Source organism: Mesorhizobium sp. WSM4813, from assembly GCF_055811555.1.
The window spans coordinates 45,897-63,565 of record NZ_JBVVQU010000010.1 but is presented as its reverse complement, the minus strand read 5'-3'; the positions used below and the strand labels follow the sequence as shown (position 1 = coordinate 63,565).

The window sequence follows — 17,669 nt, the reverse complement described above, 5'->3', positions numbered from 1 at the left end:
TTCCGTTGGAAAGTCAGAACATCCGAAACAGGTGGCAGCGCCAAGTTTGTTTACGATCAACAGCTTGCCCGGAGGCATTTCGCGAATGTGACAGTCCGATGACACCTTTATGAACTAGGCCGGCTAAGACCACGTGTGATCCCGGCGAGATTTTGGAGAGCCGCAGATTAGATTTTGGAGAACGTAAGATTAGAGTCCGGTAAGAACCGGTCGAAGTTCTCAAGATCGCGGCCGGCTTCGCGACCTTTGTCGCACCGAGTCAGGGGCGGAGGGCGGGCATCAGAAGACAGGTCAAGACGCCGGCTCACGCTTGGCGGCCGTCAGCTCGTTCCCCGCGGCGCTCCTGCTCCTCATCCTGCATTGGCAGGCCTACAAGGATAATCCGGTGCGAGGTTTGCTTCACACTGCTGTGCAGAGCCCCGAGCGAACGATAACCTCGGGGTCGAAGCCGATGGCGGAAGTGAGCGTCTGGGAGGGCGGTGCATGACCGTGTCGAACGCGAGTTGAACAGCCTGAAAAGCGCATGCTCGAAGTGCGGCTCGCCTATGAGCCGAGAGGCGTGTCTACGGGAACAGTTCTTGTTCTGACCCCAACAGGGGTGGCAGACCTTCATGTTAGGCTTCTGCGACCGCTTTCGAACTCTGCAGACCCCCGTCTGCCGGGCAGTGAATGGCTGGTTTGCGACCGAAACCTGACCATTGAGTTTGGTCCTAAGCTGCGCTCGGCGGCCCTGGCTGTGTCAAATCACCGAATCGGTCCAGCGAACGATGTCCTTGGCGGCATCGCCGAACGCAATGTCGAGCGCGCTGACATAGGCCTGGTTGCCGCTGCCCGAGACCGGCGCGGTCGCGGTGAAGCTCTTCGAGGCGCGCACCTCGCCATTGCGGTCGTTCAGTATCCGCACGAACAGCTCGACCTCGGCATGTTCGCCGCCGTCAACCCGGACTTCGAAGGAACGGACCTCGACGATCACCTGATAGTCGATCGCCAGCCCCTCGCCCGGCTTGCCGACACCGGCGAAGCTGCCCGAGCGCTGGAATGTCTCGGCCAGCCGCGCCTGCACGATCAGCGGCAGCCGATCGGCCCATTGCGCGCCCTTGAGGTACTGGATCGAACGCACGGACGGCTTGATGACGATGTTCTGGCTGTCCAGCGCCTTGAGCGCGGAGGGTTGGGCAATGAGGATCTGGCGGCGGCTGCGGCCGCGCGCATCGAGCGGCGGCGCCGACAGTTCGAATGTATCCAGGGGCGCCGGCCCGCCGCCCGGCAAGAACGCGCAACTGGCTAGCGAAAGCGTAAGCAATGCCACACCCGCTTTGAGCCCGCCTGATTTGACCCCGCCCAATTTAAGCACCACCGACTTCACACGCGATCCCCGTTGTCCCCGAACCGAATGAGCAATCCGCATCCGCAGTGCACTTGCCTGCTGTTCTTGGGGCGGACGAAAGCCGAAGTCAACGCCGCACCCGGCCGTCGAATTGCCGAACCTCGCCTTCGCCGCCTGACAGGATTCGCTGCGGATTGCGGCTGAGATCCGTTACCGCCTCTTCGATGCGGGTGATCGAACGGCGGCTGTCCTGGACCAGCGCTTCGACGTCCTGCAGGCCCTGACCGGAGAATCGGGCCAGATTGTCGGTGATGGTGCCAAGACGGGCGTTCAGCGTGTCGGCTACCTGCTTGAAGGATTTCAGCGTGTTCCTGGCATCGGCTATCATGCCGTCGGCCTGGCCTGAGCCGAGCAATGTATCGACCTTGGCAAGGATGCCGTCGACGCGCACCGAAGCGTCGTTGAGACGCTCCGCGAGCTGCTGCGCGTCCTTGATCGTCTGGTCGATATCGTCGGCACGGTTGGCGAATTTGCTGGTGACCTTGGCGATGTCGGCGGCAGCCTCGTTGGCGTTTTCGCTGGCCTTCTGGATGTTGGCCAGCGCGGTGCGAACCTGTGCCGGGTCGATGCCGTCGAGAACACCGTCGACCTTGGCCAGAGTGCCTTGCGTCCTTTGGGCGAAATCGTTGATCGATCCCACCGCCGTGTCGACATTCCTCACGACCCTGTCGAACTGCTTGCTGGTTTCCTTCAGATTCGTGGTCACCGTGTCGACATTGGCGACGATGCTCTTGATCTGATCCTTGTCGACGGCGTTGAGCAGCCCTTCCGCCGCCTTCAGCGTACCGTCGAGCTTGCCCGAGACGCCCCTCAACTCGTCCGACAGCGAACTGACGCTGGCGAGGAATTTGTCGATGCCGTCGGAGTTCTTGGCCAGCGCATCGGAGAAAGTCTGCACATTGTTGACAGTCTGCGTCAGCGGCCCGCGAACGTCCCTGGTGAAGCCTTCGAGCTGGGTGAGAACCGTATCGGCGCGGGTGAAGATGTTCTGCGCCGTCTGCAACAGGTTGGTAACCGCCGACGGGTTGGCGACGATCTCGGCGACGCGGCCCTCCGCCTCCGCCTGGTCGAGAAGGTTCACTTCCTTGGGGTCGGCGCCCTTGAGTTCGATATTGGCTTGACCGGTGAGGCCGGCAAGGCCGATATCGGCCTGCGTCGATTTGGTGATCGGCGTCGTGCGGTCTATTTCGGCGTCGGCTATGGCGGCGGTCGGATTGGCGAGGTCGATATAGACGCGCTTGACATCCCCAACCCTGACGCCGTTGAACAGCACGAAACTGCCGCGGCCGAGGCCGGAAGCCGATCCCGGAATGCGCACCCGTAGCATCGCCATCTCACCCCGGTCGCCGATCGCGGCCGTCCAGTAGACGAACGCGAATGCAGCCAGGATCGCGGCTAGCGTGAAAATGCCGACAATGACGTAGTTGGCTCTGGTTTCCATTTACCCACTTATGGCTATGCGCGGGCCGCAAGATCAAGTTGCCGCGCACGTTTTCCGCGAAAATAGGATTTCACCCAGGGTTCCTCGCTTTTGAGCATGTCGTCGATCGTGCCTTCGACCAGCACCTTCTTGTTGCCGAGCACGGCCACCCGATCACAAGCGGTGAACAGCGTGTCGAGATCGTGCGTGACCATGTATACGGTCAGATCCATGGTATCGCGCAGCTTGACGACCAGTTCGTCGAACTCAGCCGCGCTGATCGGATCGAGGCCGGATGTCGGCTCGTCCAGGAACACGATGTCCGGGTCGAGCGCCAGTGCGCGCGCCAGCGCCGCACGCTTGATCATGCCGCCGGAAAGCTCGGACGGGAATTTCTGCGCCGCATCCGGCGGCAACCCGACCAGTTCGACCTTGAGCATCGCCAGCTCGTCCATCAGCTTTCTCGGCAGGTCGAGATATTCGCGCATCGGCACCTGCACGTTTTCGAGAACCGTGAGCGCCGAAAACAGCGCGCCGTGCTGAAAGAGGACGCCAAGGCGCATGTCGATGCGAAGACGCTCCCTCTCGCTCGCCTTTTCGACATCGACGCCGAACAGCTTGATCGTGCCCGACTGCTTGTGGACCAGGCCGAGGATGGTGCGCAGGAGAACCGACTTGCCGGCACCGGAGGCGCCGACAAAGCCGAGGATCTCGCCGCGCCTGATATCGAGCGACAATCTGTCGAGAATGACCTTGTCGCCGAAGGACACGGTGATGTCGTGCGCGGAAAGCACGATCTCGTCTTCGTCGGCCCCATCCGCAACCCCAGTCGCCTTTGTGCTGTCCTGCGTCGCCATGTCAGAACTCGATCGCCGCGTAGAACATGGCGAAAAGCCCATCGAGGATGATGACCACGAAGATCGCCTTCACCACCGAAGCGGTCACGTGTTGTCCCAGCGATTCGGCGCTGCCGCCAACCTTCATGCCTTCGACCGAGGCAATCGTGCCGATGATCATGGCCATGAACGGCGCCTTGATCAGCCCGGCAAAGATGGTGCTGAGATCGATGGCAACGCGCAGCCGGTCGATGAACGCCGCCGGTGCGATGTCGGAGTAGAGCCATGCGGCCAAGATGCCGCCGCCAAGTGCGGCGAAATTGGCGATGATCGTCAGGCAAGGTAGTGCGATCACCAGCGCGACCAGCCGCGGAAACACCAGCACACCGATCGGATTGAGCCCAATAACCTTCAGCGCGTCGACCTCCTCGCGCATTTTCATCGAGCCGATTTCAGCCGTAATGGCGCTGCCCGAACGGCCGGCGATCATGATCGCGGTCATCAGCACGCCGAGCTCGCGCAGGATCAGCACGCCGACCAGGTCGACGACGAAGATATCGGCGCCGAAATAGCTGAGCTGATAGGCGCCTTGCTGGGCGACGATCGCCCCGACGATGGCCGACATCAGCACGACCACCGGGATGGCGCCGACGCCCATGCGGTCGATCTGGTTGAAGATAGCCGCCGGATTGACCGCATGGCCGCGACCGAGCTTCATCTGCGCGCCGCGTATCGTGGCGCCCAGTATGTTCATCGCGGCCAGGAAATCGTCGCGCATTTCATAGACACGCCGGCCTACCGCCTCTAGCGCGCGAATGATGATGTTGGGCGGCTTTGTGCCGCCGGAATCGGGTTCGCGCCGGACGGCGTCGCCTACGGCGCCGAGCAGGATCGAGGCAATCTCGCTCTGGCCTTGCAGCCTGATCTCGACGCCTTTCTTTTCGAAGGCGCTGACCAGGCGGTCGATCAGCCAGGCTCCGGCGGTATCCATCTTGTCGATATGCGAAAGGTCGAGCGCCAGCGTCTGGAAACCGCTGCGCTTCTCGATCTTGCGCATCTCGGCGTCGACCAGCGTCACGGTGCGCGTCGTCCAGTTTCCGGAGAAGGCGCAGCCGAGAACGCCGCCCTCCTCACCGACCGCGACGCGCGGCTGGTGGTCGGCCTCCTTGGCGGTCGTGCCGCTTGCGTGGCGTTTGCGGATGGTCAACATGGCGTCCTGTTTAGCCTGAAGGGGCCCACCTGTCGATTTGCCGACAAGCTTGTTGTCGCACAGCCGGAGCAGAAAAATATGGGGCGTGTCATTTCGGTCGAGTCGGAGCGCTTTCCCATCGCCGGGACTTTCACCATTTCGCGCGGCTCCAAGACCGAAGCCGAGGTGATCGCTTGCACGGTCAGCCCAGCCAACCATAAAGGGCGCGGCGAATGCGTCCCCTATAAGCGCTATGGCGAAACGATGGAGGGTGTGCGCGATGCGATCGAGGCGATGCGGGAGCAGATTGCGGGCGGCATCAGCCGGGCCGCGCTGCTCGATGCCATGCCGGCGGGCGCGGCGCGCAACGCCGTCGACTGCGCGCTATGGGACCTGGAGGCGAAGATCACAGGCCAGCCGGTCGCCTCCAGCATCTGCGCGGCTCCGCCGAGGGCGCTCGAGACGGCCTACACGCTGTCGCTCAGTGAGCCCGAAGCGATGGCAGCCCAGGCCCGCGCCAACACCCTGCGCCCGCTGCTCAAGGTCAAGATCGGCGGTGACAACGATATGGCTCGTATCCGCGCGGTTAGGGAGGCGGCACCGGCGAGCCGCATCATCCTGGACGCCAATGAGGGCTGGACGGACGACAACATCGTTGCAAACCTTGCCTTTGCCGCCGAGCACGGCATTGTGCTGATCGAACAGCCGCTGCCGGCGGGCCGTGACGCCATTCTTCGCCACATCGCGCATCCGGTGCCGATCTGCGCCGATGAAAGCGTGCATGAGGCAGAGGGCCTTGCCTCGCTTGTCGGCCTTTACGATGCCGTCAATATCAAGCTCGACAAATCGGGCGGCTTGACCGCTGCCCTCGTCCTTCGCGATCGCGCCCGCGAACTGGGTTTTGGCGTCATGATCGGCTGCATGGTCGGCACGTCGTTGGCCATGGCGCCGGCCGTGCTTTTGGCCCAGGATGCCGATTTCGTCGATCTCGACGGTCCGTTGCTGCTGGCCCGCGACCGTGTTCCCGGTCTCGTCTACCAGGGTTCGCTGGTGTCACCGCCCGATACGGCGCTGTGGGGCTGAACGCGCCGCAAGTGCAATCAACGCAAGGCCGATAAGGGCGATCGGGATCATGGCAAAAAAGCCGTCCACGCCGAAGCGGTCATACAGCGGGCCGGACATCAGCGTCACCACAGCCGTGAAAAAGCCGTTGGAGAAATAGGCGATGCCTTGCGCGGCTCCGGTGCGTTCCTCCGCGACCGTCTCACCGATCATTTTCTGCAGGCCGATCAGCACCAGCGCCACGGAAACCGCATGCAGCGTCTGGACTGCGAAAAATCCGGTGACGCCAAGGCCGAGCGGCCAGATCATCGGGAAGGCAATCCATCGCACGATCGCGCCTATCCCGGCCATCACCATGATCGACACGACCGAGAAGGAGCCGAAAACCCGGGTAAAGACCATGAACATGCCGATCTCGGCCACCACACCCCACCCCCAAAGCAGCCCGATGACCTGATCGCCGATGTCGATCGATTTCCAGTAGATCGACACGAAGCCGTAGAGAAACGCATGGCTGGCGGTGATGACGCCGACGCCGATGGAGAAGTACAGGAAATAGGCGTTGAGGAGTTTTGGCGCCGATTGCTGGATGTCGGCCGCCGAAAGCGGCGAGGCACGGCGGGGGCGGCCGAGCCGCGGCGCGATCAGTGCGACGACAAGCGCCGCGCCAAACGCCACGAAGATGATCATCGGAACAGCCTGGGCGCCGGTCGCCGACAGGATGAAGCCGCCCACAAGATTTGCGCACAGATAGGAGATCGATCCCCATTTGCGCATGCTTGCATAATTCGAGCCGAAGCGGCGTACCCCCGATAGCGCCAGCGAATCGGCAATCGGCGAATGTGGCGTCCAAACCACGGCGAGCGCCAGCGAAACGGCGAGCACCATGGCGTAGGTCGGCGTCAGGAAATAACCGGCGGACGCAGCGACAGATGCGGCCATTAGCGCGACATAGACGTGGGCGCGGTCGCTCGCCCTGTCGGCCAGCGCTGTAAGCAATGGCGTCGTCACCACGCGCAGGAACATTGGTGCTGCGAGAATGACGGCTATCTGCTCGGCATCGAAACCCTCTGACTGCAGCCACAGCGGGAAATATGGCAAATGTATCCCCAGCGGCACGAAAAGCGTCAAGAAAATCAGGCCCATGCGCAGTTCGAAATGACGCGGCTTGACGAGTTGTTCGGGGGAAAGCGGCGGCAGGGAGGACATCAGCAGGCAATCCGTCGGCGCGGCGTTCGGCCGAGTCGGCTGCAGCGCACGCCAATTCCATAACACGCTAAAAAAGTCGGTGGAACCGCTTGGACTAATCGATTAAAGCCGAGGTGAGGTCGCGTTCGGTCAGGCAGCCCGGACTGCCCTGCCCGTGATGTCGATCGGGACCAGCACTTCGCTGCCCGCCGGAGCCTCCGGCAGGACATGCGCCCAGTGCAGGATCTCCATCCGGCCGTCGAAATGCTCGACCACCGCGGTGCAGCTCTCCACCCAGTCGCCGGTATTGATGTATTGCACGTCCTCATAATTTTCGATCGCGGCATGGTGGATGTGACCACAGATCACGCCGTCGACATGCGAGCGGCGCGCTTCCTCGGTCAGCATGGTCTGGAACGAGCCGATGAAATTCACCGCCTTTTTGACGTTGACCTTGGCCCAGGACGAAAACGACCAGTATGGCAGGCCAAGCAGTTGGCGAAGCCGCGTCACCCCGCGGTTGACGAGCATGGCCGCGTCATAGGCGTAGTCGCCAAGATAGGCCAGCCAGCGCGCATTGTGGACGACAGTGTCGAACTGGTCGCCATGGATGACAAGAAGACGTTTGCCGTCGGCGGTCTCGTGAATGGCGCGGTCGGCGACGACGATGCCGCCGAAATGCACGCCTTGGAACTGGCGCGCGAACTCGTCGTGATTGCCGGCAATGTAGGTGATGCTGGCGCCCTTGCGCGCCTTACGCAGCAACTTCTGGACGACGTCGTTGTGGCTCTGCGGCCAGTGCCAGTTCCGTCTCAGCCGCCAGCCGTCGACGATGTCGCCGACCAGATAGATGATATCGGCGTCGTGATGGCGCAGGAAATCGATCAGGAACTCGGCCTTCGCCGCCTTCGATCCGAGATGGACGTCGGAGATGAACACGCTGCGGAAAGTGCGGGGCTCTGCGCCAGGCATTGGATTCTCACCGTTGCTCTCGTGCAGCCTATGCCCCGATTCATGCAACAGCCGTATGACGGTTGCGATTGGTCCAGCCTCAAGAGTAGGTTGCCGCGCCAATCAGAGGAGAAATCGCTATGGATCTCGGTATTCGCGGAAAAAAGGCCATCGTCTGTGCTTCGAGCAAGGGCCTTGGGCGCGGTTGCGCCATGGCGCTGGCCGAGGCCGGCTGTGATCTGGTCGTCAACGGGCGCAATGCCGACCAATTGGCGAAGACCGCCGCCGAACTGCGCGAAAGATTTGGCGTCGAGGTGACCGAGATCGTCGGCGACGTGTCGAAGCCCGAGGTACAGAAGGCGCTGCTTGCCGCCTGTCCCGATCCCGATATCCTCGTCAACAACAACGGCGGACCGCCGCTTCGCGATTTCCGCGAGCTCAACCGCGAAAAGATCCTCGAAGGCGTCACCCAGAACATGGTGACCCCAGTCGAACTGGTCCAGGCTGTCATCGACGGCATGGCGGAGCGCGGCTTCGGCCGCATCGTCAACATCACCTCGTTATCGGTCTATGTTCCAATTCCCGGCCTCGATCTGTCGTCCGGCGCGCGCGCCGGCCTGACTTCGTTCCTGGCCGGCGTCGCGCGGACGGTGATCGACCGCAACGTGACGATCAACAACATGCTGCCGGGCAAGATCGACACCGACAGGCTGCGCCCCCCACACGAGGCCGGGACCCCCGAAGATCCGGCCGCCGCGGCCGCGCGCAAGTCCCAGGCAGCAGCCAACGTCCCGGCCAAGCGGCTCGGCACGCCGGAGGAATTCGGCCAGATCTGCGCCTTCCTGTGCTCGGTTCATGCCGGCTACCTGACCGGGCAGAACATACCGGTCGACGGCGGCGCCTATGTCAGCGCGTTCTAGTGGTGGAATCCAAGGTTTGGCACCCGCTGGGAACGGCGGGGAACGACATTGCGAACGTTGGAGCCCGTAGGCATAAGGTCCGCAATGCAACACTCGTCTCTCATAGCCTTCCTCAACGGCGAGAAACCGCCCGACGAGCTTTGGCAGGAGATTGAAACCGAAGTGACCGAGTGCGTGACCGCCACGACTACGCTTGGCTGCGTGGGGCATGTCATCATCACTGACGGGCCAGATACGATAATTAATCGTCGACATGTGGATGTGCTGGTTAGTCGGCTGGCGGACGGCATCCTACCGGTCCAAGCAGCCGCTTACATTGCCGATGCACTGATCATGAGCGACGACTTTACCTTTGCGGACGATGGCGTCTCGGAGGTTCTGTTCTTCCTGTCAGACGAGAGCGCGCGCCTTTCGCGAGAAGATGTGCGAGCCCTGCGGAGCCGCCTTTCGACGGGAGCGTAGCGTCTTTATCGGAAGAGCATGGATCATAACTGTGGGTACGGAATACGCCTCTGAAGAGATTTGGCGCACGTCGCTTGCGGCAGCGCATAGCTTATCTTCGTCACCTGCAAGCTCCTGAAAACCTGCCATATGCGGCGAAATCAATTTGTCACGCCATCCGCCGTATCGAGCGGATAAGAGCGGCCGGACTTCTTGAATGGCAGGAGCGAGACAAAAATACGCGTTTCCCCTGACCGCTTTCGACCCGTTACGGGCGCCCTCAGGCCAGCCGAGACACGACGACATTATGCTCAAAACGGCGCTCAGTTCACAAGGACTAGGCTTAATCCGCATGCTATGTCCTGCCTCGCAACCGAAAATGAGACCGGCGGATGGCGTCTTCTATCTATCGCTTTGTTAAGCAACAACTGCTGTCACACGGTGTTCGAAACACGGCCGACGGCAACTTTGCAATTACCGACAGGAGATTGTTCCTTGACTTCGTTCGTCTAGAACGAGCGGTTAGGCTAGAGGATTTTGCGACAGTCCAGTCTGCCGTGGTGGCGATTGAAAATTGTTGCTTATCAATGGGTAAACGTCACATTGCGGTGTTTGCATATATGTATCTCAGGTTTTCGGATGCGACCCCAAAGCTAACCCATCTGGACATCGAACTTGAGGAAGGAGGTGTCCGCCGAACAGTCGACTACCGGCGCAGGGTGTCGTCGACAGAGCGACTTGTCGGTGAGTGGGCTGCCGTGTGGTACGACCGCTATTCAAAGAGTTTCTTTCGTGCACTTTATGAGAGCAACAGCGCCACAGCGGACTAGCGAAAGAATACTTAATCGTCCGCAAACCAACCGACGCAGACATTCGGCGTCGCAGCTCGCCGCAGCACCCGCCCCCTCATCCCAACATTTCAATGGCAGACCACACAGCGGGACAGCGATGCGAAGCCATAAGCGTCGCACTTTGCGACTTATCACCTCTCGAAAAGCCACGGCTGCATGCTAAGAGACTCAAAACAGCAAACGGACTGAGGAGCGGCCGGCATGCAAGGCGAAAACAAAAAAGCAGCCCGGTCGGACCTCGACGAAGCCGCACTTTATTTCCACAAGCATCCACGGCCTGGAAAGCTTGAAATCCAGGCAACCAAGCCGCTCGGCAACCAGCGCGACCTGGCGCTCGCCTATTCGCCCGGCGTCGCGGCGCCCTGTCTGGAAATCCGCGACAATCCGGCGGCGGCCGCCGACTACACGGCGCGCGCCAATCTGGTTGGCGTCGTCTCCAATGGTTCGGCGGTGCTCGGCCTCGGCAATATCGGACCATTGGCCTCCAAGCCGGTGATGGAAGGCAAGGCGGTGCTGTTCAAGAAGTTCGCCGGAATCGACGTCTTCGACATCGAGATCGACGCGCCTGACATCGAGCGTATGGTCGAGACGATTTCGGCGCTGGAGCCGACCTTCGGCGGCATCAACCTCGAGGACATCAAGGCGCCCGAATGTTTTGAAGTCGAGGAACGGCTGAAAGCCCGCATGGCCATACCGGTCTTCCACGACGACCAGCACGGCACCGCGATCATCGTCGCCGCCGCCGTGCTCAACGGGCTGGAATTTGCCGGCAAGACGATCTCCGACATCAAGATCGTCACCTCCGGCGCAGGAGCTGCGGCCCTTGCTTGCCTCAACTTGCTGGTTTTGCTCGGCGCGCGCGTCGAAAACATCTGGGTCACCGACCGTTTCGGCGTCGCCTACAAGGGCCGCGTCGATGAGATGGACCGCTGGAAGGACCCTTATGTGAAGGACACCGAGGCGCGCACGCTGGCCGATGTGCTGCCGGGCGCCGACGTGTTCCTGGGGCTTTCGGCCGCCGGCGTGCTGAAACCGGAATTGCTCCAGCATATGGCGCCAAAACCGTTGATTCTGGCGTTGGCCAATCCCAATCCCGAGATCATGCCGGAAGCGGCACGGGCGGCGCGACCCGACGCGATGATCTGCACCGGCCGTTCCGATTTCCCCAATCAGGTCAACAACGTACTTTGTTTTCCTTACATTTTCCGTGGCGCCCTGGACTGCGGCGCCAGCGCCATCAACGAAGAGATGAAGATGGCCGCGGTGCGGGCGATCGCAGCCCTTGCCCGCGAGGAACCGTCGGATGTCGCCGCCCGCGCCTATTCCGGCGAAACGCCGATCTTCGGGCCCGACTTCCTGATCCCCTCGCCCTTCGATCCAAGGCTGATCCTGCGCATCGCGCCGGCGGTGGCCAAGGCCGCCTGCGACACCGGCGTCGCGACACGGCCGATCACCGACTTTGCCGCTTATATCGACACGCTCAACCGCTTCGTCTTTCGCTCCGGCCTGGTCATGAAGCCGGTGTTCACGATGGCCAAGACATCGAGCGCCAAGCGCGTCATCTATGCCGACGGCGAGGACGAGCGGGTGCTGCGCGCCGCCCAGGTGGTGCTGGAGGAAGGCATCGCCGAGCCGATCCTGATCGGCCGGCCGCATGTCATCGAAGTCAGGCTGAAACGCTACGGATTGCGCATCAAGCCGGGCGTCGATTTCGGCCTGATCAACCCCGAGGACGATCCCCGCTACCGCCACTATGTCGACCTTTTGATCGAACTCGCCGGCCGGCGCGGCGTCACGACGGAGGCCGCGCGAACCATGGTGCGCACCGACAACACCGTGATTGCCGCACTTGCCCTCAAGCGTGGCGATGCCGACGCCATGGTTTGCGGCCTGGAAGGACGTTTTGAGCGGCATTTGCGCAATGTCACCCTGATCATCGGCCCGCGCGCCGGTATCAAGGATCACGACCTGTCGACGCTCTCCATGCTGATCTCGCAGCGCGGCATCATTTTCCTCACCGATACCCATGTCACCGTCGATCCGACGGCCGAAGAGATCGCCGAGATGACGGTGCTGGCGGCCGAAGAAATCCAGCGCTTCGGCATCGAGCCCAAGGCCGCCCTGCTGTCGCATTCGGATTTCGGCTCACGCGATTCGCCAAGCGCGCTCAAGATGCGGCAGGCAGCGGCGATCCTGGCGCGCATCGCGCCAGACCTGCAATGCGACGGCGAGATGCATGCCGACTCGGCTCTGTCGGAGCCGCTGCGCCAACGGGTCTATCCGCATTCGCGGCTGAAGGGCGAAGCCAATCTGCTGGTCTTCCCCAATCTCGATTCGGCGAACATCACGCTCACCGCGCTGCGCGCGATGATGGACGCGCTGCATGTCGGCCCGATCCTGCTCGGCACCGACAGACCGGCGCATATATTGACGCCGTCGGTGACGTCGCGCGGCGTCGTCAACATGACCGCGCTTGCCGTGGTCGAAGCGGCCCACAAGGCGCAGGCGGTCGTGAATCTGGGCTAGAACGGCCTTTCGCGGTAAGCTAAGTAATAACTGCAAAGCGGTAGCTTTCGCGACGGGCGCTTAAACGGAGTTCACGGCGAATGACGGGCGGAGGGTGGAAGCTGACGCGTGCCGCAGCGCTGCTCGGTGCCCTGGCATTATCAGGCTTTGCCGTCACTGAGCCGAAGGCCGCCTCCGGTGTTTGCCGCCAGTTGCAGGCCGATCTCGCGACCGCTTCGCGCGGTGGCGGCGGCAAGCCGGCCCTGCTCCGGAAATACGAGGACGCGATCGTGCGGCAGCGCGAGCAGATTTCAAAGGCAGGCCGCCAGTCCGATAGCGCCGGCTGCGGCTTTTCGCTGCTCGGCCGCAATCGCAACGCTTGCGCCGCACTCGAGGCCACGCTCAAGCGCATGAACGCCAATCTCGATGACTTGCAGGCCAAGCGCGCGCAGCTCGCCGGCGGCGGCTCGCGCCGCGATCGCGCGCGCATATTGGCTTCGCTCGATGCGAACGGCTGCCGCGACAACACTATAGTTCCGAGGCGTGCGCCTGTCCTGGAAGCAAACCGTGAAAACGGCAAAGGAAGTCTGCTCGATCGGCTTTTGGGCGACGCCAGAAGTCAGCCCGATGCGCTGGACGAGCCGAGCGATCCCGACCAAGAACGCGGTGTCCGCGCCATGATCAATCAGCCCGATGGCATGATCAATCAGCCCGACGGTATGGACCTGCCACGCCTTGGCGGCGAATTCCGCACCATGTGCGTGCGCACCTGCGACGGCTATTTCTTCCCGATGTCGAATGCCGCCTCGCTGGGCGATTTCGAGCGCGACCAGAAGAACTGCGATTCAAGCTGCCCCGGCACCGAGATGCAGGTGTTTTATACGCGCGGCATTGGCGACGACTCGGCTCACATGACGTCTTCGGTAACCGGCAGGCCCTACAGCGAACTGCCGACCGCCTATCTCTACAAGCAGCCCGAAACGTCGCGTCCGCCGGCCTGCGGCTGCAACGCTGCACAGAATTTCGAGATCATTGCCGGCAATCCGCCAAGCCCGGAACAGACCGAGGCCGATGTAGAGACCACGCCGCTCAATCCGGTGCCTGTCGCCGATCCCGAGAATTTGGCTAATGTCGAAGGCGGGCTCGACCGCGAAGCCATCAAGCGCCTCGCCGACAAGCCCTCGCCGACGACCTTACCGCCTCCGGAACAGCGCAAGGTCAGGGTCGTCGGGCCAACGTTCCTTCCCGACCCAGCAGCGGCAACAGATCTGCAAGCTCCGGCCCCGAAGGCTGCCCCGTAAGCGCCAGCCTGAGCGGCATGAACAGCGCCTTGCCCTTGCGGCCGGTCGCTTCCTTGATCCTGCCCGTCCACTCCTTCCACACCGACCCGTTCCAGGGGTCTTCCGGCAAAAGGTCGAACGCCTGGCGAAGGAAATCGCGGTCGACGTCGGAAAAGTCCGGCTGCTCCTGCGGGCCGTCGCGAAGTGTGCGCCACCAGATTGCCGCATCGGCCAGCCTGTCGAGATTGCCGCGCACCGCCAGCCAGAAAGGCTCGGCCTGTTCGCCGGAAACGCCGAGCACGATCAGTCGGTCGCGCGCCTCGGAAAACGGCATATGGTGCAGCAGCGTGCGGTTGAGCACGAAGAGCTCGTCCGGGTCGAATTTGGCGGCGGATTTCGAGGTCGCGGCCGGATCGAAGCGCTCGGCAAGCTCAGCCATCGTCGGCACCGCCACGACGTTTTCCGAGGTGCCGACAAGCACCGCCAGCGAGGCGACGGCCATCGGCTCGATGCCGGTCTCCCGCAGGCTTTCGATGGACAGCGCGCCGCTCCTCTTCGACAGGCCCTCGCCCGATGCGGTGGTCAATAGATTGTGGTGGCCAAACACTGGGGGCTCGGCACCCAGTGCTTGGAACAGGGCGATCTGCACGCCGGTATTGGTGACGTGGTCGTCGCCACGGATGACATGGCTGACGCCCATCTCGATGTCGTCGACTACCGAGGGCAGAGTATAGAGATAGGTCCCGTCCTCGCGCATTAGAACCGGGTCGGAAAGCGAGGCAAGGTCGACGGTTTCCTCGCCGCGCACCAGATCGTTCCAGTGGATTTCGGTGCGCTCCGGCTGCAGCGGGTCGCTGGTGAAATTGGGCAGGAGGAAGCGCCAATGCGGCCGGCGGCCATCGGACTGGTATTCGGCGATCTGCTCAGGCGTCAGCGTCAGCGCTTCGCGGCCGTAGACCGGCGGCAGGCCGCGCGTGCGGCGCACCTTGCGCCTGAGATCGAGCTCTTCCGGTGTTTCGTAGCAAGCATAGAGAAGGCGCGCCGCCTTCAATTTCTCCATCGCCGCATCGTAGATCTCGAAGCGCCGTGACTGGTACTCCGTGGCGTCCGGAAAGATGCCCAGCCAATGCAGGTCGTATAGGATGGCGTCGGAGAATTCCTGCGTCGACCGCGCGACGTCGGTGTCGTCGAAGCGCTGGATGAAGCGGCCCTTGTTGTTCATGGCGAACAGCCAGTTGAACAGCGCAGTGCGCGCATTGCCGATATGAATGCGGCCGGTGGGTGATGGGGCGAAACGGACGGTAACTGTCATGGGCGGGGCGTACCGGATGGTTTTGCTGTTGACAAGACACGCCCCCGCGCTCTGCGGCAGACATAGAACATGACGAAGGCGATGAAAAGGCGGCAGCGCCGCGCGTCCATAAGACACACGGCGGCGCTGTAAGTGTCAGATCGCCAGCCCCTTGGTCAATTCGAGCGCCTGGCGCTCGAACAGCCGGCGGTAGATGCCGCCTTGCAGCCGGATCAGTTGATCGTGCGAACCCTCCTCGACGATGCGGCCGCGATCGAACACTAGAAGCCTGTCCAGCGCCCGCACCGTCGAAAGCCGGTGCGCGATGACCAGCGTCGTGCGGCCGACCATCAATCGCTCCATCGCCTGCTGGATCAGCACCTCCGATTCCGAATCGAGGCTGGATGTCGCCTCGTCCAGAATGAGTATCCGCGCATCGGCAAGGAAAGCCCGCGCGATCGCCACGCGCTGGCGCTCGCCGCCCGACAGTTTCACGCCGCGCTCGCCGACCAGCGTGCCATAGCCTTTCGGCAGGCCGACGATGAAGTCGTGCGCGCTTGCCAGCCGTGCCGCGTGCTCGATCTCGGCCTGCGTGGCGCTCGGCCGGGCATAGGCGATGTTTTCGGCCAGCGACCGGTGAAACAGGATCGGCTCCTGCTGGACGATGGCGATCTGCCCGCGCAGCGACGCCTGCGTCACCCCGGCAATATCCTGGCCGTCGATCAGGATCGTTCCCGCGTTCACGTCGTAAAGGCGCTGGATCAGCTTGACGAAGGTCGTCTTGCCCGAGCCCGAATGGCCGACCAGCCCGACGCGTTCGCCCGGCGCGATGTCCACCGAAAAGTCGCGATAGAGCGGCAGTCGGTGGCTGCCATAATGGAAGGTGACGTTGTCGAAGCTGATGCGGCCGTTGGTGATACGGATCGGCTTGACGCCGGGCACATCCTCGATGCCGAGTGGCTCGGACTGGAAGTCGACCAATTCCTCCATGTCGTTGATCGAGCGCTGCAAATTGCGGATATGTGTGCCGATGTCGCGCAAATAGCCTTGCAGCACGAAGAACGAGGTCAGCACAAAGGCGACGTCGCCGGCGCTCGCCTGTCCCCACGACCACAAAAGCAGCGAAAGTCCGATCACCGCTGTTCTCAGAAGCAGCAGCATCGACCCTTGCGTGGTGCCGTTGATGGTGCCGCGCACCCAGGTGCGGCGCGTACGCGCGCGCCATCTGGCGACGACTTTGGCAAGGCGCGTCTCCTCGCGTTCCTCGGCGCCAAAACCCTTGACCACGGCGTTGCAACTCACCGCATCGGCCAGCGAGCCGCCCAGGCGTGTGTCCCATGCGTTGGCGAGCCTTGCCGCAGGCGCGACATAGCCAAGCGACAGCAGCGCCGTCACCGCGATAAACAGCACCGAACCTGCGGCGACGACAGCACCCATCAGCGGCCAGAACCAGCCGAGCAGCAGCGTCGAGCCGACGAGCATAACGACGGACGGCAGCAGCGCGATCAGGATCGTGTCGTTGAGCAGGTCGAGCGCCCACATGCCGCGGGTTATCTTGCGCACGGTCGATCCGGCGAAGCTGTTGGCGTGCCAGTCGGTGGAGAAGCGCTGGACGCGATGGAACGCGTCGGCGGCGATATCTGCCATCATCTTCAGGGTCAGTTCGACGATGGCCATGAAGGCGAGGTTGCGCAGCACAACACCGGTGAGCGCCAGCGCCGCCAGCATCGAAAACGCCGCCATCGCCGCATTCCACGCGACAGCGTCGGCCGCAGCACTGCTGGCAACAGCGTCAACCAGCCGGCCGGAATAGAGCGGCGTCAGCACGTCGGCCAAGGTCGACAGCAGGAACGTGCCCATGATGAGCGAAAGCCGCCACGGCTGGCGCCGCCAATGGCTGAGCGTGAAGCCAAGGACGCTGCGAAAGGCGCCCGCGCGCAAATCTATCTGATAACGAGCCATGATGTCATTCGGGCGCAAACGAGCCCGGTCCCGGTAAGGTCGAAAATTGAAGAAACCGCGTGGGGCGAGTTAGCGCCCAGGAATGCGGAGGTTCGGCATTATTTGGCGGCTCGCCCGAAGGGCGGCGACCGGCATCGACGAAGGCCTGTTGTCAGATGGGCTTGGCCATGAAGATGAAAACCTTCCGGCGCGCCGTCTGAGACCTAGGCTTCGCGGCCTCGCATAACGATGTCAAATCCTGCCATTCGGTCCTCCCGTTAGAGCGACGTGCGTCCATTCGGACGCACAAAGTACGCTCTAACTTTGAATCTGCGCATCGTGCTTTCCGAAAATCGATGCCGATTTTCGGGCCGATGCGTAGGAATCGCGGAACCGTTTTTATAGAG

The 17,669-nt window shown here is 62.5% G+C and carries 14 protein-coding genes; 6 read left to right on the top strand and 8 right to left on the bottom strand.

Features of this window, described 5'->3' with window-relative positions:
- Nucleotides 1-739 precede the first annotated feature (739 nt).
- The 4 genes from AC0L25_RS07895 to AC0L25_RS07880 all read right to left on the bottom strand — a co-directional run bounded on the left by AC0L25_RS07895 (nt 740) and on the right by AC0L25_RS07880 (nt 4,853).
- Complete coding sequence (locus tag AC0L25_RS07895; RefSeq protein WP_473594975.1) at nt 740-1,354, bottom strand: ABC-type transport auxiliary lipoprotein family protein; 615 nt, start codon at nt 1,352-1,354, stop codon at nt 740-742.
- Nucleotides 1,355-1,454: 100 nt separating this feature from the next.
- Nucleotides 1,455-2,828: an MlaD family protein gene (locus AC0L25_RS07890; protein ID WP_473594974.1), complete on the bottom strand. Its 1,374-nt coding sequence runs from the start codon at nt 2,826-2,828 to the stop codon at nt 1,455-1,457.
- 14 nt (nt 2,829-2,842) lie between these two features.
- Nucleotides 2,843-3,664, bottom strand: coding sequence for an ABC transporter ATP-binding protein (locus AC0L25_RS07885; RefSeq protein ID WP_473594973.1), 822 nt, complete (start codon nt 3,662-3,664; stop codon nt 2,843-2,845).
- A 1-nt stretch (nt 3,665) separates the two neighbouring features.
- Nucleotides 3,666-4,853 (bottom strand): ABC transporter permease, encoded by a 1,188-nt coding sequence (locus AC0L25_RS07880; RefSeq protein WP_473594972.1) that lies wholly within the window; start codon nt 4,851-4,853, stop codon nt 3,666-3,668.
- Between the two features lie 78 nt (nt 4,854-4,931).
- Between AC0L25_RS07880 and dgcA the strand changes: the two genes are divergently transcribed.
- Nucleotides 4,932-5,915: an N-acetyl-D-Glu racemase DgcA gene (dgcA, locus tag AC0L25_RS07875; RefSeq protein ID WP_473594971.1), complete on the top strand. Its 984-nt coding sequence runs from the start codon at nt 4,932-4,934 to the stop codon at nt 5,913-5,915.
- Here the strand turns inward: dgcA and AC0L25_RS07870 are convergent.
- Together AC0L25_RS07870 and AC0L25_RS07865 are read right to left on the bottom strand one after the other, a co-directional pair.
- A complete protein-coding gene (locus AC0L25_RS07870; RefSeq protein WP_473594970.1) occupies nt 5,886-7,103 on the bottom strand; it encodes an MFS transporter in 1,218 nt (405 codons plus the stop codon). The two genes, dgcA and AC0L25_RS07870, sit on opposite strands and share 30 nt — an antisense overlap.
- A 129-nt stretch (nt 7,104-7,232) precedes the next feature.
- Nucleotides 7,233-8,054 carry a UDP-2,3-diacylglucosamine diphosphatase gene (locus AC0L25_RS07865; protein ID WP_473594969.1) on the bottom strand — a complete coding sequence of 274 codons (822 nt, stop codon included), beginning with the start codon at nt 8,052-8,054 and terminating at the stop codon, nt 7,233-7,235.
- 119 nt (nt 8,055-8,173) lie between these two features.
- On the opposite strand from AC0L25_RS07865, the gene AC0L25_RS07860 reads away from it, so the two are divergent.
- The 5 genes from AC0L25_RS07860 to AC0L25_RS07840 all read left to right on the top strand — a co-directional run bounded on the left by AC0L25_RS07860 (nt 8,174) and on the right by AC0L25_RS07840 (nt 14,051).
- Nucleotides 8,174-8,953, top strand: coding sequence for an SDR family oxidoreductase (locus AC0L25_RS07860; RefSeq protein WP_473594968.1), 780 nt, complete (start codon nt 8,174-8,176; stop codon nt 8,951-8,953).
- 84 nt (nt 8,954-9,037) lie between these two features.
- Nucleotides 9,038-9,415: a hypothetical protein gene (locus tag AC0L25_RS07855; RefSeq protein ID WP_473594967.1), complete on the top strand. Its 378-nt coding sequence runs from the start codon at nt 9,038-9,040 to the stop codon at nt 9,413-9,415.
- Between the two features lie 371 nt (nt 9,416-9,786).
- Nucleotides 9,787-10,224: a hypothetical protein gene (locus tag AC0L25_RS07850; protein WP_473594966.1), complete on the top strand. Its 438-nt coding sequence runs from the start codon at nt 9,787-9,789 to the stop codon at nt 10,222-10,224.
- A gap of 222 nt (nt 10,225-10,446) precedes the next feature.
- Entirely contained in the window at nt 10,447-12,771 is a 2,325-nt protein-coding gene (locus AC0L25_RS07845) for an NADP-dependent malic enzyme (RefSeq protein WP_473594965.1), read from the top strand.
- A gap of 80 nt (nt 12,772-12,851) precedes the next feature.
- Complete coding sequence (locus AC0L25_RS07840; RefSeq protein ID WP_473594964.1) at nt 12,852-14,051, top strand: DUF2865 domain-containing protein; 1,200 nt, start codon at nt 12,852-12,854, stop codon at nt 14,049-14,051.
- Here AC0L25_RS07840 and gltX read toward each other — a convergent pair.
- Both gltX and AC0L25_RS07830 read right to left on the bottom strand, forming a co-directional pair.
- Complete coding sequence (gene gltX / locus AC0L25_RS07835) at nt 13,969-15,342, bottom strand: glutamate--tRNA ligase (RefSeq protein WP_473594963.1); 1,374 nt, start codon at nt 15,340-15,342, stop codon at nt 13,969-13,971. The genes AC0L25_RS07840 and gltX overlap by 83 nt on opposite strands.
- A gap of 135 nt (nt 15,343-15,477) precedes the next feature.
- Nucleotides 15,478-17,283 carry an ABC transporter ATP-binding protein gene (locus AC0L25_RS07830; RefSeq protein WP_473594962.1) on the bottom strand — a complete coding sequence of 602 codons (1,806 nt, stop codon included), beginning with the start codon at nt 17,281-17,283 and terminating at the stop codon, nt 15,478-15,480.
- Between the last annotated feature and the right edge of the window lie 386 nt (nt 17,284-17,669).